Origin of the sequence: Paenibacillus algorifonticola (assembly GCF_050481745.1) — a bacterium.
GTDB classification, from domain to species: Bacteria; Bacillota; Bacilli; order Paenibacillales; family Paenibacillaceae; genus Pristimantibacillus; species Pristimantibacillus algorifonticola_A.
In genome coordinates this window covers 81,225-100,437 of the sequence record NZ_JBCNGR010000007.1, presented here as the reverse complement: position 1 = coordinate 100,437, position 19,213 = coordinate 81,225, and the positions used below count along the sequence as shown (strand labels likewise).

Sequence of the window (19,213 nt, the reverse complement as noted above, 5' to 3'; positions counted from 1 at the left end):
AATATGGCAAAAGCAAAGACCGAACAAGCGCGCCGCGCTGCGGTGCTTGTAGCGGGAAGCTGGGGAACAGCGCTTGCTTCCGTTCTGGCTCGCAACGGCTATGAGGTGCTGTTGTGGACGCGTAATGCGGAGCAGGCTAGCGGCATCAATGAAAGCCGCATGAATGCTAAATATTTGCCAGGCGTAACGCTTCCGGAAGGGCTTAAGGCAACGACCGACTTGCAGGAAGCACTCAGCGGAGCGGAGCTTGCCCTATTCGTTGCTCCATCCGGTGCTATGCGGGAAGTGGCGAAGCAGGCCGCTCCTTTTCTTGCAGCCGAGACGCTTTGCGTGCATGCAACGAAAGGGTTTGAAGCCGATACGCTTAAGCGGATGACGACGGTGCTTTCCGAAGAGCTAGGCCGTGCGCCTGAGCAAATTGTCGTGCTGTCTGGCCCGAGCCATGCGGAGGAAGTCATTAAACGCCAGCCGACAACCGTTGTTGTCGCTTCGGCAGACATGAAAGCAGCCGAGCAAGCACAGGATGCTTTCATGACCTCCGATTTTCGCGTTTATACGAATCCCGATGTCGTGGGCGTCGAAGTAGCTGGCGCGATCAAAAATATTATCGCGCTCGGCGCTGGCTTATCAGACGGGCTCGGCTTCGGCGATAATGCCAAGGCGGCGCTACTAACGCGCGGGCTTGCAGAGATTGGACGCCTTGGCGCGGCCATGGGCGCCAATCCGCTCACCTTCGCTGGGCTTGCCGGTGTTGGCGATCTAGTTGTTACTTGCACGAGCCAGCACAGCCGCAACTGGCGTGCGGGGCATATGCTGGCGGATGGCACGCCGCTCGCCGAGGTGCTCACAAATATGGGCATGGTCGTCGAAGGCGTGCGTACGACGCGTGCCGCGTTTGAGCTGGCCAAGCGCTATGAGGTTGAAATGCCGATTACTGCACAACTGTACAAGGTGCTGTTCGAGGAATTTTCGGCAAAGGCAGCGGTTGAGCATCTGATGGGCCGGCTAAAAACCCATGAGATTGAAAGCATCGGCTAAGACAGGCGCCTACACCAAACGATTGCCCTGTTCATATGATATCCCATCGGAGCTGAAGCTTAACAAGCTGATGCGATTGCGATGGGAGGTAAAAGCATGGGGAAAAATATTTCAAAAGACGTGCTCGGCGCTATTAATAAAAAAACAGGCAAAAATATTTCTGAAAACTCGGTCAAGAAGTTGGCCAGCGGAGTAACGGATTCGACGATGCAGAACGAAGCCGAACTTCGCAAGCTGATCAAGCAAGTGGCAGAGATGGCGAAGGTGCCTGTGGCGGAATCGACCATAAACGATATTGTCAAAGCCGTTAAGGCGACCGGCATGAATATGAACAGTATGGAATCGCTTATCAAAATGATGATCAAGAAGTAACAAATCCTTATAATTGGGCAAAAGCGCAAAGCTTTGCTGCAGCGGAGCGATCTCGCTGCGGCAATTTTGCGCCTTTTGTCCTTTTTTGCAGTCAATGATATAATATGGGTTGCATTTATTACATTGGTGAAGAGTGGGAGAAGTCGACTATGGATGCTATGATGAAAATGTGGGTTTCGCTGATCGGCATCGGTTTAATGGCCATTTCGGCGGTTATCATTACATTTGCTCGAATCAAGACGAAGGGGATCGTCAAATTTATTTTATCGCTGATTGCTTTTGTTTTGCTGATCATTGGTTTTATTTGCGGAGTCATATCCATTATTTAACGGTTATACAAGTACGAGGGGCATACATACATCCAGATAGAGAAGGGGACGATTGCGTTTATGATTGAGCTTACGGGGAGAACGATAACGGCGATTGTAGAAGCGGAAGACGGGCTGTCGCTGCTGGATTTGGCCATGAAGCATAATGTGGATTTTGCATTCTCTTGCACGCGGGGCACCTGCGCCCGTTGTCGCTGTCAAGTAATCGAAGGGGCTAGCGGGCTTGAAGGGATAACGGATCAGGAATGGGACCGCATGGACCCGGAAGAGTTTGAAGAAGGCTATCGCCTTGCTTGTCAGGCGATTGTAAAATCGGTTGATGTGACCATTAAAGCGGTTAACAAGCCTTATTTTTAAAATATAAGCATTTATAAGTTTTACCCTTATAATCAGCCTATATTTCACCGCGAACCGGCAGCTTTGCCGCCATTATTTTTGATGAAGGAAGTGCAAGTGATGAGCATTAGAGGACAAATCGAGCAAGCGCTAACCTCCATTGCCCAGCTGACAGCCGGAATCGGTGCTTCTTGGATCGTTGGGGGCAGCGCAGGGCTTATGCTGAGAGGCATGGCGCTGACCAGCGAACCTAGAGACTTGGATTTATACACCGATGAGGCTGACGTCGATCGTCTTCATGCCTTGCTGCAGCCTTTTTCCACAGATATGCCTGTATTGGATGAAACGGGTATCTACCGTTCCAGGCTAAGCCACTATGTCATTGACGGTGTACCCGTTGAGCTTGTAGGCGGATTTGTTGTGCGAGCACATGACAGCTGCTATGAGACGCAGGTGCGTTCGCTGCTGCTGCCTTACGCAGAGCAGATAAAGGTTGGCAGAGGCGGCTCTGCACCCGCTGCGACCGTGTCTGTTGTGCCGCTGGCTCATGAGTTATGGTTTAATGTGCTTCGTGATCGTCCAGATCGTTATGAGCTGATTATTGAAGCGTATTGCGAGGATGAAGTCCGCCATAAACCAGCGCTTGAGCAGCTGGAAAGCCGCAATCAGCTCAGCGCAGCGCTGAAAGCTGAAGTGCGCCGCTGGATTGCGGAGCAGCGGGTAGGGCAGCTGATATGAGCGCCGAGGTGACGTTTTTGCCTTCTGGCAAAACCATTAAGGTGCGCCCTGGCACAAAGCTGCTGGACGCTGCAAGACAAGCGGGTATTGTCGTAAGAACACGCTGTGATGGCAATGCCGCCTGCTTTATGTGCAAAATGGAAGTAAAGCCAGGCAGCGAGCTGATGCCGATCGGTGAAGTGGAACGGCGCAAGCTTGCAGGCATGGAAGACGGCATACGGCTGTCTTGCCAGGCGCGCGTGAAGGGCAAGGTGCAGGCCGTAATTCCGATGGACCCGCTTCGCGCAGCGGTATTAAGGCAGCTGGCGAGACAAGCCGAGGAAGATGATAAGCTTTGGTAAGTCTGGAGAGACAGGGGGAAGCGTTATAATGTTTAATTTTGTGCTTGCGCATCCCGTTAGCCACGGGCTATGGGGGCGGAGGGCAGCGCTGCTGGCAGCTGCCGCCGTGCTGTTAGTGTTAACCGGATGCATGTATCCGAATGATCGCCTATCACAAAATCAAGGCGCTCCGAAAGAGGCGGTCCGTAATGTACAGGCTGCTATTGATGAGTATAAGGCAGATACGGGTGTACTGCCCATTAAGAATAGCACGTCTGAAACGCCGCTATATGAGAAGTTCATCCTTGATTTCGTTTCGCTGCAAGGAAAAGGGTATTTGGGTGACATTCCGTCCGCGGCGTTTGAGAAGGGCGGCAATTATTATTTTTTAATTACGGATGAAGAAACAGATCCTAAAGTTCGACTGATGGATTTGCGCATTTATCAGCAGATTAACGATATTTCGAGCTGGGTGCAGGCTTATTCCACTGCTAATGCAGGCAAGCTGCCGAAGGGCGACGAGGTTTACCCGGGCTTTTATTATGTGGATTACAATGTGCTTTGCAAAAAAGCGCCTACGATTGTCAGCAGCTACTCAGGCTTGACGATGGCGGCCATGCTGGACGAGAAAGGCCAGATTTATGCGGATTATGGACCTGATCTTATGCAGGCGATCCAGAAGGATGGCGAAACGTCCTTCGCCGCCGATTTCGATCTGCGCCGGTTGTTGGTCGAGCGGGATGTGTTTGTGCCCGTAAAGTCTCCCGTCTATATTTGGGTAGACGGGCAGCCGCAGGCTGCTGCATCTTAAATCGACTTTTTTAGTTAATATGCATCTGCTAGTGCTATATCTGTTGGCTAAGACTTGCAACGATATAGCATGAGCAGATGCTTTTTTTATTTGGTGGAGGGATCGTATATTCGCCTAATCGCCGTGTTGAATAAAGTTTTTTCTTAACGACATACTACTTCTCAAGAGGTGGTAAAATTTGCAGCGAATCAATGAACAAAACCTTAATGCTTTGAAAAAACAACTGAGTGGCCGTTTAGAGAAAAACTCTGATTTTACCTGCAAAAATGTGGTGATCGGCACTGAGAAATTCGAAGCTTATTTTTTTGAAACCTTAGTCAATTTTCCTGCGACGTTGTCTGCCATAAAGGAGTCGGTAACAGGGCGTGACAACGAGTCCCTAATGAATATGTTCAGGCCCATTGAAGAAGATTCCATCATGCTATCGGGCGATTGGTTGAGCGCTCTGCTGCAGGGGGGGATCATATTGTTGAGCATGGAAGGGTCGGTCGCTGTCATTGAACAGGAGCGGTCCGATATTTTTCGACCGGTTTCCTCTCCTGAGAGCGAGAACCCCCTGCAGTCAGCATTCGATGCCTTTACAGAGGACATTAATATAAACATCGGTTTGCTGCGAAAAAAAATGGTTTCCGACCAATTGGTAATTGAGACCCGGTATACAGGCAGCCAATCCACGAAGAGACTTGCTGTGCTCTATCTGGAGGGGGTTGCCCAAACAAAAGTCATCCAATCTATCCGGGAAAAGCTGGAACAAAATAAAGATAGGGAGCTTACTACGGTTCGAGATCTGCTTCAAATTCTGGGTCATCCCAAATTTGCGATTACACCAACCTATATCTCTTCCGAGCTCCCAGGAGAAATGGTACAAAATCTGAAAAACGGAAAAGTCGTTATCCTAATCGACCAATTTGCGTTTGCATTCGCTTTCCCGGCCATTATCACGGATCTTTGGTCCACCACGCTTGATCTCAATTACCCGTACCTGTTTCAAGTGTTTTTACGCATCATCCGGGCGGGAGGCGCGATTTTGGCCACTACGCTTCCAGGTATGTATGTCGTGCTTAATTCCGTGAACCCGGAACTATTGCGAATCCAATTAGCCATAACGGTAGCCAAGAGCAGGGAGGGCGTTCCTTATCCTACCTTGATCGAAGTGTTACTGGTTATGCTGCTTCTGGAGATGATTATCGAAGCCGCAATTCGCCTTCCCAAAAACATTGGCCCAACCTTTACAATGATTGGCGGCATTCTTTTGGGGCAAGCGATTGTCCAGGCCAAACTTGTCAGCAATCTGTTAATCATTATTTTGGTAGCCTCAGCTATCGCTAATTTTGTACTTGCAGGATACATGAATACAATTGGCATACGTATGTACAAGTATGTTGTCGTGTTCGTCAGTTCCTGCTTCGGCATATGGGGGCTGGAGGTATCAATCATTTGGATTATAGTTTATTTTGCCTCTATGAATACATGCTCGGTTCCCTATTTAAGCTTAAGCGTGAAAGGAAAGTCTCCGGATGAATAGAACCCCGATCCTTACCCTGTTTCTTCTGCTCCATCTCGCATCGTTATTTGCCATATTCCCTGAACGAATGATAGCGGCTACTTCAAAAGGGCATTGGCTGCCCATAGCGGTTGTCTTTTTGGCAGAGCTGCTGATTCTGTGGCTTTACCTTAAGGGCATGTCACTGTTCCCGGGAAGAACAGTGGTCGAGATCTGCAGTGATGCTCTGGGCAAATGGGGAACGTGGCTCGTTGTTCTGCCGTTAATGTTTTTTCTTTTATGTCAGCTTGCTTTGCTTTTGTACTACCAGACCATTGAAATTAAAGCCGTATTGCTTCAGAGAACGCCTGCAGCAGCAACATCGGCTATATTTGTCGTTATCTGCTTTTACGGAGCATGGAAGGGCCTTGCTGCAATCATCCGGGCAAGCGCTGCCTTGTTTTTTCTGTTAATGCCGTTCCTCATCTTCTCCATGCTGATCAGTCTCCAAAATTTTAGAGTTAACTATATCTTTCCGGTTTGGGATAGCCATTTTTCGTTTATCTCTCATTCGGATTTCTATGTAAGCCTTTCTATTTTGTCCGGATTTTTATTCCTTGGCATGATTCCCTCAAAAAAGACGATACGTTTTGGAAAAATGGCGACGCTGGTCGCTATCCTTTTTGTGTTCGCTATGGCATCGGTCTATATTCCACTGCTCGTATTCGGCCGGGAGACGGCTGTTAATTTTCAATACCCTATGCTCATGGCCTCGGATACGATTGATCTGGAATGGGTCGTATTTGATTGGCTGCCCAGCTTTTATGTCGTTTCTTCAAGTGTGCTGGGGATCGTACAGTTTTCCGTTTTACTCTGGATGCTTGTTTCGCTGCTTCATCAACTATTTCTGCCTAATATAAATCGAATGTGGATTCTGCCGAGTTTATGCGCCATCCTGTATCTGTCGTCCCTGCGGATACCGGATATGGACGCTATGAATTTTTATCTATATTTGAATTCTTACTTTTGCCTGTACAGCATTATCGGTTTCCCGGTCGTCGTATTTCTTGCAGCGCTATGGCAGCGAAAGAAGGTAATCACATGAATGTCCGCATCATCCGAACAATGACTTTAGCCCTATGTATGAGCATCCTGCTTGCCGGGTGTTGGGACACGAAGGATATTAATAAGCAGTACCTGCCAGTCGTAATGGGAGTCGGAAAAGGCAAAAGCGAAAAATACCGGGTCATTCTCCAAATACCGAATGCGCTGGGTAAAACCCAAATTTTAGACAAGGAAGCGAAATCTATCAGCAAAGCAATCGATTTGATCCGTACCGACTCCGAAAAGAGCATCGAATTGGTGCATCTTAGATTGCTGCTGATCGATAGGGAGATCGCCCAGCAGGGCATTGGAAACATTATCAATTTTGCCGTCAGAGCGAATGACATCTCGATCAAAGGCTTGGTGGGCATCGTTGACGGCAATTTCGAAAAGACGCTCTATCATCAAATCTCGCCGACACCCGAAATTTCTTCCTATGATTTTTTTAGTGAAGAAGCCGGATGGACCCCCAATCAATCCATCGTCAGAATATGGGAAGCCTATCAAGGCCAAAAATCTTATTCTGAAGACATGGCTGTCCCCATGCTCAAAAACGGCGATAAAACCTTGTTCACCTTTAAAGGTACGGCCGTGATGCGGGAGGACCGCATGGTAGGAACGCTGAATGAAGACGAGACTTTATTGTTCAATTTATTCAAAGGAAAGTATACCGGGGGAACGATTGAGGTAGCCCAAAACACAAGCGTTCTCATTGAAAATGCCGAAATCAAGCATCACACAAAATGGTCGGAGAAAGGGCCATCCATCCAGACGGATGTTCTTCTCAATGTAGTTGTCTTGGAAAGTCCTGAGGGAAAAGCCAATGCATTAATTGAGAAAGAGATGCTGGAACAGTTAAGTCGGCGATTTGAGGAAACGGTGAAAAAGATCCATTTCCTTAAATCGGATGTATTGGGTATCGGGCTGATCTTTCGTCCCCAATTGACAGAGGAGAATTTAAAGGAATGGAAATCCAATTGGTTTTTGAAGCTGGAGCAAAAGATAAACGTTCGCATCAACGTTCTGAACGAAATCTATTTTAAAGAAAACGAACCTGCCCATTTGAATCAAGGACGCTTGTTAAAATAGAGCTTTTGTGGGAGAGGATTTTTTGCTGTATTGGCATACTGCAGCTGCATTTCTCATATAACTCAATCTTGGAAGGGCAAGAGCGTGACTTAAGCTTTAAAAGATTTCATAACAATCGTCATAATTGGAGAGCTGGAACAATAGGATATTACTAGTCCTAAAAGCTGTACGAGTTGCGTCGCTGGCCTGCCCTCTTGTCCGGTGGAAGGCGGCGAACCGGGAAATCAATTGGGAGGGGATATTCAGTGGAGAAAGTAGACATTTTCAAGGACATAGCCGAACGTACTGGTGGGGATATTTACCTCGGTGTTGTAGGGGCTGTCCGTACGGGCAAATCAACGTTCATCAAGCGGTTCATGGAAACGGTGGTGCTCCCTAACATTACGAGTGAGGCTGATCGTATACGAGCCGTAGACGAGCTGCCGCAAAGCGCCGCGGGCAAAACCATCATGACAACCGAGCCGAAATTTGTGCCAAACCAAGCGGTGCAATTGAAAGTAGCCGAAGGGCTCGAAGTAAATATGCGGCTGGTCGATTGCGTCGGCTATGCGGTGGAAGGCGCGAAAGGCTATGAGGATGAAAATGGGCCGCGGATGATTACAACGCCGTGGTTCGATGATCCGATTCCTTTCCAGGAAGCAGCGGAAATCGGCACGCGCAAAGTCATCCAGGAGCATTCTACATTAGGCGTAGTCGTGACGACTGATGGTTCGATCGCAGAAATCCCGCGCAGCTCCTATGTAGAGGCCGAGGAGCGGGTCATCAGCGAGCTGAAGGAAGTAGGCAAGCCGTTTGTACTGATTATTAACTCGACGCGTCCACGCAGTGAGGAAGCGCTGCAGCTGCGCTCCGAGCTTCAAACGAAATATGATATTCCGGTCATTACACTCAGCGTAGCAACGATGGGGGAAGAGGAAGTTATTTCGGTGCTGCGCGAAGTGCTTTACGAGTTCCCTGTTCATGAAGTCAATGTGAATCTGCCAAGCTGGGTAATGGTACTTAATGAAAATCACTGGCTGCGCAGCAACTATGAAAATTCGGTCCGCGATACGGTGAAGGATATTCGCCGTTTGCGGGATGTGGACCGGGTAGTAGCGCAGTTTATGGATTACGACTTTATCGCCCGGGCGGGACTCAGCGGCATGAACATGGGGCAGGGCGTAGCTGAGATCGACCTGTATGCGCCGGATGAGCTGTATGACCGGATTTTAATGGAAGTGGTCGGCGTAGAAATTCGCGGCAAAGATCATTTGCTACAGCTAATGCAGGAATTTTCCCATGCGAAGCGGGAATATGATCGATTCGCTGAAGCGCTGGAAATGGTCAAGGCGACGGGCTACGGCATTGCAGCTCCGACGCTTGCAGAGATGGCGCTCGAGGAGCCGGAGCTCATTCGCCAAGGCTCAAGATTCGGCGTAAGGCTGAAAGCAACAGCTCCATCTATCCATATGATCCGCGTCGATGTGGAATCGGAATTTGCGCCGATTATAGGCTCGGAGAAGCAGACCGAAGAGCTCGTACGATATTTGATGCAGGATTTCGAGAGCGATCCAATCAAAATTTGGGAGTCCGATATTTTTGGCCGGTCGCTGCATTCGCTCGTAAGAGAAGGCATTCAGGGAAAAATTGCGATGATGCCGGACAACGCGCGTTACAAGCTTCAGGAAACGCTGGGCCGAATTATTAACGAAGGCTCCGGCGGCCTGATCGCCATTATTTTGTAACGCATTCTGATATAGTTGAAAACAGCCGCTGCTTGAAAGGCCTAACGGGCTTTCAAGCAGCGGCTGTTTTGCATTTGCGGCGGATTGTGCTCGGGGCTGTTGCAGCTATTAAAATGAGGTTGCAATTTTTGAAAAGCGTTACTATAATGACAATTGTCGCGTCAAACGATTTTTTCGACAATATACTAAATTCCGATTGACATAGTGGGATAAAGTGATATGATTGCAAGGAAGCAATATACTGATGATGGTAGAGACATGAGATGGGGAGAGGGAAAGAACATGAAACAATGGGGAAAGCTTTCATTAACAATTTTTTTAGCTGCGGTACTGATTGTAATATCGGCTTGCGGAGCGGCAAAAAACAATGCGCCTGCAGGGGAAGCATCGTCCTCGCCGACAGCATCAGCTGAAGCTACAGCAGATAATGCAGCTGGCGGAAGCAGCGATTTGGCAGCTTTAAAAGGTAAAAAACTTGCGCTCGTTATGCAATTTAATACAGGAACCTTTTCGTCCCAATACGTAGAAGGGGTGAAAGAGCAAGCCCAAAAATTTGGCGGAGAAGTAACGGTTTTCGCATCCGACAATGACCTGGCGAAAATGTCCTCAAACCTTGATGCAGCAATCAACCAAGGCTTTGACGGCATTTTGATTGACCATGGACAAGCTGCGGCGCTCGAAGCGGGAATTAAAAGAGCGAAAGAGCAAGTCATTTCTGTCGTCGTATTCGATGCAGACGTGAAAGTGGATGGTGTGCCTGTATTGCAGCAGGATGACCAGAAAATGGCTGAAATTACGCTTGAGCAGCTCGCTAAAGATGCTGGCAGCAAAGGCAATATCGTTAAAGTATGGGTAGCAGGCTTTGCGCCAATGGAGCGCCGTCAAGTGGCCTACAAGCAGTTCCAAGAGAAATATCCTGACATTAAAGAAATTGCTGCTTTCGGTAATGCCAACAACCCGGCGCTTGATACACAATCGCAGATGGAAGCCATTTTGCGCCAATACCCGAACAAAGGCGATATTACAGCGGTATGGGCGGCTTGGGATGAGTTCGCTAAAGGCGCTTCCCGTGCCATTCAGCAGGCTGGCCGTACAGAAATTAAAGTATACGGCATCGACATGAGCGATGAGGATCTGCAAATGATTCAAGACAAAACGAGCCCTTGGGTCGCTTCGGCGGCTGTTGATCCTAAAGATATCGGCCGCGTTCAAGTTCGTATTTTGTACAAAGAATTCAAAGGCGATGCAAATGAGCCTTTAGTCGTTCTGGAGCCGGTATACGTTCACCGTGATGCGTTGCCAGAAGAGAAAGTCAGCACTACACAACTTTCCGAGCATGTAGAAGGCTGGGGAAGCAGTTCGCAAGGTTATGAGGATTGGATGAAAGATTTGGAAGCATTGAAATAAGGGCTTGCCCTAAGCAATAGGCACATGCAGGGATGGAGAGATGCAAACGATGAGTGCAAACAAACAATTGCAAATGAAGGGAATCCGGAAAGCTTTTTCCGGCATTCCCGCTCTCCGGAATGTTGATTTTATCTTGCAAAGCGGTGAGGTCCATGCGCTGCTTGGCGCCAATGGCGCGGGCAAAAGCACGCTGATGAAAATTTTATCAGGGGCCTACAGCCAGGATGAAGGAACCATTGTAATTGATGGACAGCAAGTTCATATCAGTTCGCCAGGGGATGCCAAGTCATTAGGCATCCATTGTGTTTATCAGGAGGTTGATACCGCACTGGTTGCACAGCTAAGCGTAGTGGAGAATGTCATGCTGGATCGCATTTCGGCAAAAGGAAGCAAGGCGTGGCTGAACTGGGGCAAGCTGGAGAAGGAGGCAGAGGAAACTCTGGCTCGTTTAGGTGCGCGTATTCCCGTTCGAAAGAAGGCTGGAGAGCTGACGCTTGCGGAGAAACAGCTCGTATTAATTGCGCGCTTGCTCACCGAGAAAGCCAAATATGTCATTTTTGATGAACCGACCGCCCCCTTGAGTTTGGAAGAAGCGGAGCGGTTATTCCGTGTTATCGCCCAGCTTAAGGGAGAAGGAATCGGCATCGTATTTATCTCTCACCGATTGCCGGAAGTATTCCAAATTTGCGATCGTATAACCGTTATGCGTGATGGAGAGAGAATGGTGACAGAGGCGGCTGCGTCTATGACGATGCAGGACGTCGTCCATGCCATGCTCGGACGTGTGTTCGAGGAGGAATATCCGAAGCTGGAGGCAGCAATTGGGAAGCCGCTCCTAAACGTAACCGGCATTCATCGGGGCCACCAGGTTAAAGATGTCAGCTTTGATGTGAATAGCGGTGAAATCGTCGCGATAGTCGGCCTTGTAGGAGCGGGGAAAACAGAGCTTTCCCGGCTGCTGTTCGGTGCAGACAAAGCGGACGGCGGTACGGTAAGCGTAAATGGACAGGACGTCAATTTGGCTTCACCAGCAGATGCTTTTAAAGGCGGGCTTGTGCTTGTGCCGGAGGAACGCCGCAAGCAGGGGATTTTGGTAGAGGAATCGGTTAAAAACAATCTCAGCTTGCCGATTTTGAACGCTTTGTCCAAGCTCGGGTTTTTGTCAGCGAAGCGTGAGACGAATAATGCTGAAGCTGTAATTGGGCGGCTTGGGGTCAAAACCTCCTCACCGGAGCAAAAGGTCGCACATCTGAGCGGTGGAAACCAGCAAAAGGTGTCCATTGGCAAATGGCTGCCCACCGGGGCAAGCGTGTATTTGTTTGATGAGCCAACTAAGGGCGTTGACATTGGCGCCAAAAGCGATATTTTCAAAATAATCGGTACGCTCGCAACCCAAGGAAAAGCAATTGTATATTTGACCTGTGAATTTGCCGAAGCGATCGGTATTGCCGACCGGATTATGGTCATGTGCGACGGGAAGCTCGTCAAGCAATTTGGACGCGGTGAAGCGACGCAGGAGAAGCTGATGCTGTATGCCAGCGGTGGAAAGGATGAAACGGTGTAATGGAGAAGTTTTCAAGCTTTTTATTTAAATATGGCTCGCTCATCGTTATTGCCATTGTCATTTTATTTTTCTCATTATGGGATGAGCATTTTTTCACTTATGCCAATCTTTCTGATATTTTGCGTTCGATTTCCATCGTGACCTTTGTTGCGATTGGCGTAACCTTTTCGCTGACGGTAGACGGCTTTGACTTGTCGGTTGGCTCGACGGTGTCGCTGACAACGGTTGTAACCGCCGCTATGATGGTGTGGTTTCAGCAGCCGCTTATTGTTGTACTGATTGTGGCAATCGCGATTGGCGCCTTGGTAGGGCTGCTTAACGCGCTGCTCATCGTACGCATCCGAATTCCGGATCTGCTCGCTACGCTTGCCGTGATGTACATTGTAGCCGGCATTCACAAAACGTATACGAAGGGCTACTCGATTTACAACAATATGCCAATGCCTGATGGTTCGACTGCGCCTGGCGTTTTCAACAGCTCCTTCCTGTGGCTGGGCCAAGGCAAAATCGGGCAAATTCCGGTACCTGTTATTCTGATGGTCATTGCTGTTATAGTCGTTCATCTGTTTTTCAAGTACAGCAAATGGGGACGTCAAATGCAAACGACTGGCGGCAACGAAGAAGCAGCCCGCTTGTCCGGCATCCGCGTTCGCCGCATTCGTACAGCCGCCTATGTGGCTTCAGGGGTCTTCGCTGCGATTGGCGGGGTATTGTTCGCCGCACGTGTTGGAACGGGGCAAATTGACGCTGGAGCGCCTATGATGATGGAGGCCGTAGCGGCCGTATTTGTAGGCTATTCCGTGTTTGGCGCGGGCAAGCCGAATGTAATCGGCACTTTTTTTGGCGCGCTGCTGATCGGGGTGCTATTGAACGGTTTGACGATGATGAAGGTGCAGTATTATTCCAATGATATTATTAAAGGTGTCGTGCTCGTTTTGGCGCTCGCCGTTACGTTCATTCATTTGAACAAACGCCGAAATAGCTAGCCGATTTTAATGAGAATCGTGAAAAAATGCGGAAACACGCTGAAATACTTGAAATTGCTAAACGGCTGTATTACTATAGGTTTGGTAAATGCATAGAAAACTATGGCATGTATATTTTTAGGTAATTCCGTTAATAAGAGGGATAAGATGACTCTTCATTTGCCTAATAGGGAGGTGAAACGAATGAATAAAACGGATTTGATCAACAAGGTTGCTGAATTATCCGATCTGTCCAAGAAAGATGCGACTAAAGCAGTTGATGCTGTATTTGATGCCATTTCTGATGCGCTTCAAGGCGGCGACAAAGTCCAACTTGTTGGCTTTGGCAACTTCGAGGTTCGCGAGCGTCAAGCTCGTAAAGGACGCAATCCGCAAACCGGTTTGGAAATTGATATTCCGGCTAGCAAAATCCCGGCTTTCAAGCCAGGCAAATCGCTTAAGGATCTCGTATCCAACTAACAGCAGCATTCGTTAAATCGGCGTCCGGACGTTAGCGTTCGGGCGCTTTTTAAAAATATAAGCATGTATAAGTATCATTCTTATAAAGGGCTTATATTTCACTTGCGAAACGGCAGCTTTGCCGCCAGAGGACGGCTTCAGCCGTTTACGCTTGTAGATAAGCGTTTATAAGTGTGACACTTATAAACGACCTGTCTATCAGAGAGGAACGACAAGGGGGATGGAAAATGGAGCCGACAAACAGCGATTTTATCGTCATTAAGGCGAAGGACCAAGGGGTGCAGGTCATCGGGCTGACCCGCGGACAAGATACGAAGTTTCATCACACCGAAAAGCTGGATCGCAACGAAGTGCTGATCGTGCAGTTCACGGACCATACTTCAGCCATTAAGGTGCGGGGAAAAGCGGTCATCATGACGAAGCATGGCCAAATAGAGACCGACCAATAGCGACCTGCCGCTCCCTTCTGCCTCGATGCAGGGCGGGAGTTTTTTTATGGCGGAAACAGCCGCTCCAGGCATAGGCGGGACCAAATGTTTGTACAATGGGTATGAGGACATATTCGTGCGTACACACTTGGTATAAAAAGCGTAAACGAGCTTTTGCCATTAAGATGGCAAAGCCGTTTACGCTCGAAATATAAGGATGAATGAGGCGTGTCACTCATCATAATGCTTATATCTCCGCGAAACGAGCATTTGCCATTAAGATGGCAAAGCCGTTTACGCTCGAAAGGGGCGGTAATATTGCGTATGGCTCGGCCTTATTTGCTGTCGCTGGTTTTTGTGCTTGTTGTAATGGCGGGACTTTCCCTTCTGCGAGATATGCGAAAATCCGAGTCGGGCACGGAAGTGGCTGTATTTCGTCCATCTGCTGCAACAAGGCTGACGAACAGCAATCTTGTTGATCTGCTGATTGGCTTGCAGCTGGCTACGCCTATTTTACGGGTGGAGTGGGAGAATTCACTGCTTACGGTGGAGTTTAAAGTGAATGCAGCAAGAGGGCTGCCAGTCGAATGGACTCGCGATGTAGAGCAATTGCTGCGGCTTTCTTTTGTGAAGATGGAAAATGTGAACCGGGTACTGATCCGCTACGCTGTGCCAGCAGATAAGGCCGCTTTGCCGAGCAATGCCAGCAAAGAAAGAGATGGGCAAACTGAGCTTGCAGACAGCTCAGTGAAATCTCGGCTGCTGCTTGCGGCGGATATTCGGCGCACAGACAGCTGGCTTGCAAGCCTTGGGGAGCTGGGCAGCGCTGATCCGCTGCATGATGAAATATGGCGGGAGAGGCTGCGCATGAGCAGCACATCGGAGTGGACGAAATGGTATGGGCCGGTGCCTACTTATTCTACTAGACCTGCTGCGGAGTAAAGGTTAATGGCCTGCTCCGCCTTTCTGCTTGAAAAAATGCCAATCCTGTGGGCAGCTTCATATGCGTCTTACATAAAGTTGTGCTATAATAGTTTAGATTATTGAGCGGCAATATCTGCTTCTCTGTTCGGAGGCTTACCCCATGAAACCGTATCGTGTACCACAATTAGCGAAGAAGTACGTCGATTATGACATGATTCAAAACCATACGAAGCTTCCTGCTTTTCCCGATTCGCGTCTGCATCTGCTTCAAGCATTCCTTAGCGAAACCCGCACCTATGCCGAGAAGGCCGAGCTATTTGCGCTCGTGCTGTCTTTATTGCAGCTAGGGCTGGATACGCATGATGAAATTGATGTTGAGGATGGAAGCCGCTCGGAGCGCGAAATGCGTTCAAGGCAGCTCAAGGTGCTGGCCGGCGATTATTTCAGCGGCCGATTCTATCAACTGCTCGCACAAGCAGGAGAAATAGCAATGATAGCCAAGATCAGCCAGGCGGTATGCGAAGTCAATGGGCTGAAAATAAACCTTTACTTGCGTATGCAGCAGGCTGTCATGCAGGATGACGATTATTTGAGCAGCATGGTGCAGCTGAAAAGTGGATTGTTTCTTGCCTTTCAGGATTTGCTGGAAGGTGCAGCGGCCCTTTATTGGACGGAGCTGCTCCATGCTTTAAGCCGCTGCGAGGTTGTTCTGGAGGAGCTTGCGCGCAGCAAGGTGCCTGCTCGTTTTCACCAGAGCTGGGCTTACTGGCATATCCTGCAGGCAGGTACGTTGGAAGAGCAACAAATGCTGGAAGGTCAGCAGATTGAGGCTGGTTTCATTAGCGATCTTTTTAACAAATATGATATTCATGCCAAGCTTGCTGCGCTGCTGCAGCAGGCTGTGGAAGATGTCCAGATGATTGCGGCCAAGCTGGAATCAGACAAGCTGGTTCAGGAGCTGCAGCACATTACGGATGCCGTGCTTTACAAGATTACGGGATTTACTCCCGCTCTCAACGAGACGAGGTGACCTTAGACAAATGGATGCAAACTCCAAGGGGCATGTACATGCTGTATTTGAAAACATTGCTCCCAAATATGATTTAATGAATGACCTGCTAAGCTTTCGGCGTCATAAGGCATGGCGGAAGTTCACCATGCGCAAAATGAATGTACAGCGTGGCCAGACTGCGCTTGACTTGTGCTGCGGCACCTGTGACTGGACGATATCGCTAGCCCAGGCCAGTGAGAGCGGGGCAATTAGCGGACTTGATTTCAGTCAGAATATGCTGAATGTCGGCCACGAGAAAGTGAAGCAACTGTCACTCGACAAGCAAATTACGCTCGTTCAGGGCAACGCGATGCAATTGCCCTATGAGGATAATTCGTTTGATTATGTAACGATTGGCTTCGGTCTGCGCAACGTACCTGATTATTTGCAGGTGCTTAAGGAAATGCACCGCGTTGTGAAGCCGGGTGGACAGGTCGTATGCCTGGAGCTTTCAAAGCCGGGCTGGCAGCCATTCAAGGCCTTATATTATTTATATTTTGAACGGATTTTGCCAATGATCGGCAAGCTGGTAGCCAAGCGATTCCAAGAATACAAATGGCTGCCGGACTCATTAAAGCTTTTTCCTGACCTAAAGCAGCTGTCCGCATTGTTTGAAGAAGCAGGGCTCAAGCAGGTAAAAGGCTACCCGCTGACTGGAGGCATTGCTGCGCTGCATATAGGCATAAAGGAGAAGAAGCCAACATGATTCGCAAAATACGCATTATTCTTGAAATGATCAAATTTGAGCATACGATATTTGCGCTTCCCTTCGCCTTTATGGGAGCGATTCTGGGCGCTGTTGTTATGGAGCAGCGTCTTCCTTCTTGGGCGGAAATCGGCTGGGTTACACTCGCAATGGTTGGGGCGCGAAGCGCAGCGATGTGCCTCAATCGACTCATTGATGCGGCGATCGACCTGCGCAACCCCCGCACAAGCAACCGCGCCATTCCGGCAGGCTTGCTGAAGTCAGCGGAGGTGCTTTTGTTTACGATTGTATCCTTCGTCCTGTTGTTCATTGCTGCGGCTAATCTGGCTCCGCTTGCGATGAAGCTGCTTCCAATTGCTGTCGTATTACTGGTGCTCTACTCTTATACGAAACGTTTCACTTGGTTGTGCCATGTTTTTCTCGGTTTGACGATCGGGCTGTCGCCGCTTGGCGGCTGGGTAGCCGTTACGGGCGGTTTTAACGCGGCAGCATGGGTTTTCTATGGGACGATTGCGCTGTGGATTGCCGGTTTCGATATCGTCTATGCAACGCAGGATTACGAGTTTGACCGCAAGGAAGGCTTAAACTCCATTCCTGCCCGGTTTGGCGTAGCAAAGGCGCTGTGGATTGCCCGCAGTTTCCATATGGTAACGGCAGTCGGTTTTATCACGCTATTTACTTTGACAAATTTGAGCTGGGTTTACTTGCTTGGAACACTGCTTGCCATCGTTATGCTGTTCTATCAGCACTGGCTGGTGCGCCCAAACGATCTTTCCCGCGTTCAGCTTTCTTTTTTCGGAATGAATGGCACATTAAGCGTCGTTCTGTTTTTGTTTGCCATTGTTGACTTGATGGTATTGCACAAATGGTAGGGGGCGGGACGGCTGGCAGATGGGTTGTTGGCATCACCGGAGCAAGCGGCTCCATCTACGGCATTCGGCTGGCAGAGGAACTGCTTAGAACGGGCTTTGACGTCCATCTCGTTGTGACTGAGGCTGGCTGGCGAGTGCTTAAGGAAGAGCTGGGCTGGATGACGAGCCGCAGACAAGCTGCTGTCGAGCTGCATTTTGCAGAGGCAGTACAGGCGAAGCGGCTTGTTTTGCATCCGAATTCAGATATTGGGGCAAGCATTGCCAGCGGCTCTTTCCGGGTACAGGGAATGGTCGTTGCGCCATGTTCTATGGGGACGCTCGCATCCATCGCTCACGGCATATCCGATGATTTGCTGTCCAGGGCAGCGGACGTAATGCTGAAGGAAGGACGCAAGCTGCTGCTGCTCCCTCGGGAAACACCGCTGCATGCGATTCATTTGGAAAACATGCTGAAGCTTGCAAAAATGGGCGTAACGATTGTTCCAGCTATGCCGGCCTTTTATTATAAGCCGCAATCGATGGATGACATGATTGATTTTCTGGTTGGCAAATTATTAGACTGCATGGGAATTGAGCATGCTTTGTTTACAAGATGGGGGGATGGGCCTGATGCTGACTAAAGACAGCTTGCCCCTAATGATTGGAGAAATTGATTACGCGAATGCATGGCCGCTCTTTGTTGGCCTTGATCAGCGTCTTGATGCTTCTGAGCTGGGGCTGTGCTCTCGCATTCCGGCAGAGCTGAACCGCAAGCTGCGCGAAGGCGAGCTTCAGGCTTCGGCCGTCTCATCCTATGCTTACGGCTTAAACAGCAGAGACTACTTGCTGCTCCCTGAGCTATGCGTAGGATCGGAGGGCCGGGTTAATTCGGTCCTGCTGTTCCTTAAGCAGCCGATTGAGCGAGTGCGTCCACAACGAATTGCGGTTACAACCGCTTCTGCCACTTCCGTCAATTTGCTCAAAATCCTTATGAAGCTTTATTACGATCTTGATGCGGAATATATTCCTGCTGAGCCGGTGCTTGATCAGATGCTTGAGATCGCGGATGGGGCGCTTATTATTGGCGACCCAGCTATTCATGCCTCTTGGAGAAGTGAAGAGCTGCAAATCATCGATCTTGGCGAGCTATGGCATCGCTGGACGGGCCTTGGCATGACCTTTGCGGTTGTGGCGGTACATAAGGAGGCGGCAGTTGCCTTTCCTCAGGAAATTCATGATCTCCATCAGGCGATGCTTGCAACTAAGCACCACAATCTTGCCGACTTGTCAACGCTTGTGGACAAGGCTTGTGAGGAGCTTGGCGGCGAACGCGCGTATTGGCTGGACTATTTTACATGTCTGCAATATGATTTCGGACAGAAGCTGCGCGAGGGACTGGCGCTGTATTTCCGTTATGCGACACAATTAGGTCTGCTGGACCATGAGGTTCAGCTGGCGTTCTACGAAGACAATTCTGCCGAATAGGTGAAAGA

22 protein-coding genes are annotated in these 19,213 nt (G+C 49.2%); all 22 read left to right on the top strand.

Translation table 11 applies throughout. The annotated features are described in order from the left end of the window. The first annotated feature begins 3 nt into the window (after positions 1 to 3). The 22 genes from ABEW34_RS07090 to ABEW34_RS06985 all read left to right on the top strand — a co-directional run bounded on the left by ABEW34_RS07090 (position 4) and on the right by ABEW34_RS06985 (position 19,205). Positions 4 to 1,038 (top strand): NAD(P)H-dependent glycerol-3-phosphate dehydrogenase, encoded by a 1,035-nt coding sequence (locus ABEW34_RS07090; RefSeq protein ID WP_430156436.1) that lies wholly within the window; start codon positions 4 to 6, stop codon positions 1,036 to 1,038. Positions 1,039 to 1,134: 96 nt separating this feature from the next. Then, entirely contained in the window at positions 1,135 to 1,410 is a 276-nt protein-coding gene (locus tag ABEW34_RS07085) for a stage VI sporulation protein F (RefSeq protein ID WP_430156433.1), read from the top strand. Between the two features lie 149 nt (positions 1,411 to 1,559). Next, positions 1,560 to 1,739 carry a DUF2768 family protein gene (locus tag ABEW34_RS07080; protein WP_430156430.1) on the top strand — a complete coding sequence of 60 codons (180 nt, stop codon included), beginning with the start codon at positions 1,560 to 1,562 and terminating at the stop codon, positions 1,737 to 1,739. Positions 1,740 to 1,799: 60 nt separating this feature from the next. Continuing rightward, positions 1,800 to 2,096, top strand: a complete 297-nt coding sequence (locus ABEW34_RS07075) for a 2Fe-2S iron-sulfur cluster-binding protein (RefSeq protein WP_430156428.1) — start codon at positions 1,800 to 1,802, stop codon at positions 2,094 to 2,096. A 99-nt stretch (positions 2,097 to 2,195) separates the two neighbouring features. Next, on the top strand, positions 2,196 to 2,813 hold the full coding sequence (locus ABEW34_RS07070; RefSeq protein ID WP_430156425.1) for a hypothetical protein: 618 nt from the start codon (positions 2,196 to 2,198) through the stop codon (positions 2,811 to 2,813). Then, positions 2,810 to 3,154: a 2Fe-2S iron-sulfur cluster-binding protein gene (locus ABEW34_RS07065; RefSeq protein WP_430156423.1), complete on the top strand. Its 345-nt coding sequence runs from the start codon at positions 2,810 to 2,812 to the stop codon at positions 3,152 to 3,154. Before ABEW34_RS07070 ends, ABEW34_RS07065 begins: the two co-directional genes overlap by 4 nt. A gap of 28 nt (positions 3,155 to 3,182) precedes the next feature. Beyond that, positions 3,183 to 3,944, top strand: coding sequence for a hypothetical protein (locus ABEW34_RS07060; protein WP_430156421.1), 762 nt, complete (start codon positions 3,183 to 3,185; stop codon positions 3,942 to 3,944). A gap of 178 nt (positions 3,945 to 4,122) precedes the next feature. After that, complete coding sequence (locus ABEW34_RS07055; RefSeq protein ID WP_430156419.1) at positions 4,123 to 5,469, top strand: spore germination protein; 1,347 nt, start codon at positions 4,123 to 4,125, stop codon at positions 5,467 to 5,469. Then, positions 5,462 to 6,532 (top strand): GerAB/ArcD/ProY family transporter, encoded by a 1,071-nt coding sequence (locus ABEW34_RS07050; protein WP_430156417.1) that lies wholly within the window; start codon positions 5,462 to 5,464, stop codon positions 6,530 to 6,532. The genes ABEW34_RS07055 and ABEW34_RS07050 overlap by 8 nt, the downstream gene beginning before the upstream one ends. Beyond that, positions 6,505 to 7,620: a Ger(x)C family spore germination protein gene (locus tag ABEW34_RS07045; protein WP_430156597.1), complete on the top strand. Its 1,116-nt coding sequence runs from the start codon at positions 6,505 to 6,507 to the stop codon at positions 7,618 to 7,620. The genes ABEW34_RS07050 and ABEW34_RS07045 overlap by 28 nt, the downstream gene beginning before the upstream one ends. 245 nt (positions 7,621 to 7,865) lie before the next feature. Next, the gene (gene spoIVA, locus ABEW34_RS07040; protein WP_430156414.1) at positions 7,866 to 9,344 is read left to right on the top strand and encodes a stage IV sporulation protein A; all 1,479 of its coding nucleotides are present in this window, start codon (positions 7,866 to 7,868) and stop codon (positions 9,342 to 9,344) included. A 282-nt stretch (positions 9,345 to 9,626) separates the two neighbouring features. Further along, on the top strand, positions 9,627 to 10,751 hold the full coding sequence (locus ABEW34_RS07035; RefSeq protein ID WP_430156411.1) for a sugar ABC transporter substrate-binding protein: 1,125 nt from the start codon (positions 9,627 to 9,629) through the stop codon (positions 10,749 to 10,751). Between the two features lie 49 nt (positions 10,752 to 10,800). Next, positions 10,801 to 12,315 carry a sugar ABC transporter ATP-binding protein gene (locus tag ABEW34_RS07030; RefSeq protein WP_430156408.1) on the top strand — a complete coding sequence of 505 codons (1,515 nt, stop codon included), beginning with the start codon at positions 10,801 to 10,803 and terminating at the stop codon, positions 12,313 to 12,315. Continuing rightward, positions 12,315 to 13,301 (top strand): ABC transporter permease, encoded by a 987-nt coding sequence (locus ABEW34_RS07025; RefSeq protein WP_430156405.1) that lies wholly within the window; start codon positions 12,315 to 12,317, stop codon positions 13,299 to 13,301. The genes ABEW34_RS07030 and ABEW34_RS07025 overlap by 1 nt, the downstream gene beginning before the upstream one ends. A gap of 147 nt (positions 13,302 to 13,448) precedes the next feature. Then, positions 13,449 to 13,760: an HU family DNA-binding protein gene (locus ABEW34_RS07020; RefSeq protein WP_074904845.1), complete on the top strand. Its 312-nt coding sequence runs from the start codon at positions 13,449 to 13,451 to the stop codon at positions 13,758 to 13,760. Positions 13,761 to 13,987: 227 nt separating this feature from the next. Then, positions 13,988 to 14,209: a trp RNA-binding attenuation protein MtrB gene (mtrB, locus tag ABEW34_RS07015; RefSeq protein WP_046232031.1), complete on the top strand. Its 222-nt coding sequence runs from the start codon at positions 13,988 to 13,990 to the stop codon at positions 14,207 to 14,209. 297 nt (positions 14,210 to 14,506) lie between these two features. After that, entirely contained in the window at positions 14,507 to 15,130 is a 624-nt protein-coding gene (locus ABEW34_RS07010) for a hypothetical protein (RefSeq protein ID WP_430156402.1), read from the top strand. 142 nt (positions 15,131 to 15,272) lie between these two features. Next, the gene (locus ABEW34_RS07005) at positions 15,273 to 16,142 is read left to right on the top strand and encodes a heptaprenyl diphosphate synthase component 1 (RefSeq protein WP_430156399.1); all 870 of its coding nucleotides are present in this window, start codon (positions 15,273 to 15,275) and stop codon (positions 16,140 to 16,142) included. A 10-nt stretch (positions 16,143 to 16,152) separates the two neighbouring features. Continuing rightward, on the top strand, positions 16,153 to 16,869 hold the full coding sequence (locus ABEW34_RS07000; RefSeq protein ID WP_430156397.1) for a demethylmenaquinone methyltransferase: 717 nt from the start codon (positions 16,153 to 16,155) through the stop codon (positions 16,867 to 16,869). Continuing rightward, positions 16,866 to 17,741: a UbiA-like polyprenyltransferase gene (locus ABEW34_RS06995; RefSeq protein ID WP_430156394.1), complete on the top strand. Its 876-nt coding sequence runs from the start codon at positions 16,866 to 16,868 to the stop codon at positions 17,739 to 17,741. Before ABEW34_RS07000 ends, ABEW34_RS06995 begins: the two co-directional genes overlap by 4 nt. Next, positions 17,735 to 18,361, top strand: coding sequence for a UbiX family flavin prenyltransferase (locus ABEW34_RS06990; protein WP_430156391.1), 627 nt, complete (start codon positions 17,735 to 17,737; stop codon positions 18,359 to 18,361). The genes ABEW34_RS06995 and ABEW34_RS06990 overlap by 7 nt, the downstream gene beginning before the upstream one ends. Further along, positions 18,351 to 19,205: a menaquinone biosynthesis protein gene (locus ABEW34_RS06985; protein ID WP_430156388.1), complete on the top strand. Its 855-nt coding sequence runs from the start codon at positions 18,351 to 18,353 to the stop codon at positions 19,203 to 19,205. Before ABEW34_RS06990 ends, ABEW34_RS06985 begins: the two co-directional genes overlap by 11 nt. Positions 19,206 to 19,213 lie beyond the last annotated feature (8 nt).

Excerpts from the sequence above, each read along its gene's own strand:
- ABEW34_RS07090 (WP_430156436.1), top strand. The coding sequence starts at position 4 with ATGGCAAAAGCAAAGACCGAACAAGCGCGCCGCGCTGCGGTGCTTGTA.
- ABEW34_RS07085 (WP_430156433.1), top strand. The coding sequence starts at position 1,135 with ATGGGGAAAAATATTTCAAAAGACGTGCTCGGCGCTATTAATAAAAAA.
- ABEW34_RS07080 (WP_430156430.1), top strand. The coding sequence starts at position 1,560 with ATGGATGCTATGATGAAAATGTGGGTTTCGCTGATCGGCATCGGTTTA.
- ABEW34_RS07075 (WP_430156428.1), top strand. The coding sequence starts at position 1,800 with ATGATTGAGCTTACGGGGAGAACGATAACGGCGATTGTAGAAGCGGAA.
- ABEW34_RS07070 (WP_430156425.1), top strand. The coding sequence starts at position 2,196 with ATGAGCATTAGAGGACAAATCGAGCAAGCGCTAACCTCCATTGCCCAG.
- ABEW34_RS07065 (WP_430156423.1), top strand. The coding sequence starts at position 2,810 with ATGAGCGCCGAGGTGACGTTTTTGCCTTCTGGCAAAACCATTAAGGTG.
- ABEW34_RS07060 (WP_430156421.1), top strand. The coding sequence starts at position 3,183 with ATGTTTAATTTTGTGCTTGCGCATCCCGTTAGCCACGGGCTATGGGGG.
- ABEW34_RS07050 (WP_430156417.1), top strand. The coding sequence starts at position 5,462 with ATGAATAGAACCCCGATCCTTACCCTGTTTCTTCTGCTCCATCTCGCA.
- ABEW34_RS07045 (WP_430156597.1), top strand. The coding sequence starts at position 6,505 with ATGGCAGCGAAAGAAGGTAATCACATGAATGTCCGCATCATCCGAACA.
- ABEW34_RS07035 (WP_430156411.1), top strand. The coding sequence starts at position 9,627 with ATGAAACAATGGGGAAAGCTTTCATTAACAATTTTTTTAGCTGCGGTA.
- ABEW34_RS07030 (WP_430156408.1), top strand. The coding sequence starts at position 10,801 with ATGAGTGCAAACAAACAATTGCAAATGAAGGGAATCCGGAAAGCTTTT.
- ABEW34_RS07025 (WP_430156405.1), top strand. The coding sequence starts at position 12,315 with ATGGAGAAGTTTTCAAGCTTTTTATTTAAATATGGCTCGCTCATCGTT.
- ABEW34_RS07020 (WP_074904845.1), top strand. The coding sequence starts at position 13,449 with ATGACTCTTCATTTGCCTAATAGGGAGGTGAAACGAATGAATAAAACG.
- mtrB (WP_046232031.1), top strand. The coding sequence starts at position 13,988 with ATGGAGCCGACAAACAGCGATTTTATCGTCATTAAGGCGAAGGACCAA.
- ABEW34_RS07005 (WP_430156399.1), top strand. The coding sequence starts at position 15,273 with ATGAAACCGTATCGTGTACCACAATTAGCGAAGAAGTACGTCGATTAT.
- ABEW34_RS07000 (WP_430156397.1), top strand. The coding sequence starts at position 16,153 with ATGGATGCAAACTCCAAGGGGCATGTACATGCTGTATTTGAAAACATT.
- ABEW34_RS06995 (WP_430156394.1), top strand. The coding sequence starts at position 16,866 with ATGATTCGCAAAATACGCATTATTCTTGAAATGATCAAATTTGAGCAT.
- ABEW34_RS06990 (WP_430156391.1), top strand. The coding sequence starts at position 17,735 with ATGGTAGGGGGCGGGACGGCTGGCAGATGGGTTGTTGGCATCACCGGA.
- ABEW34_RS06985 (WP_430156388.1), top strand. The coding sequence starts at position 18,351 with ATGCTGACTAAAGACAGCTTGCCCCTAATGATTGGAGAAATTGATTAC.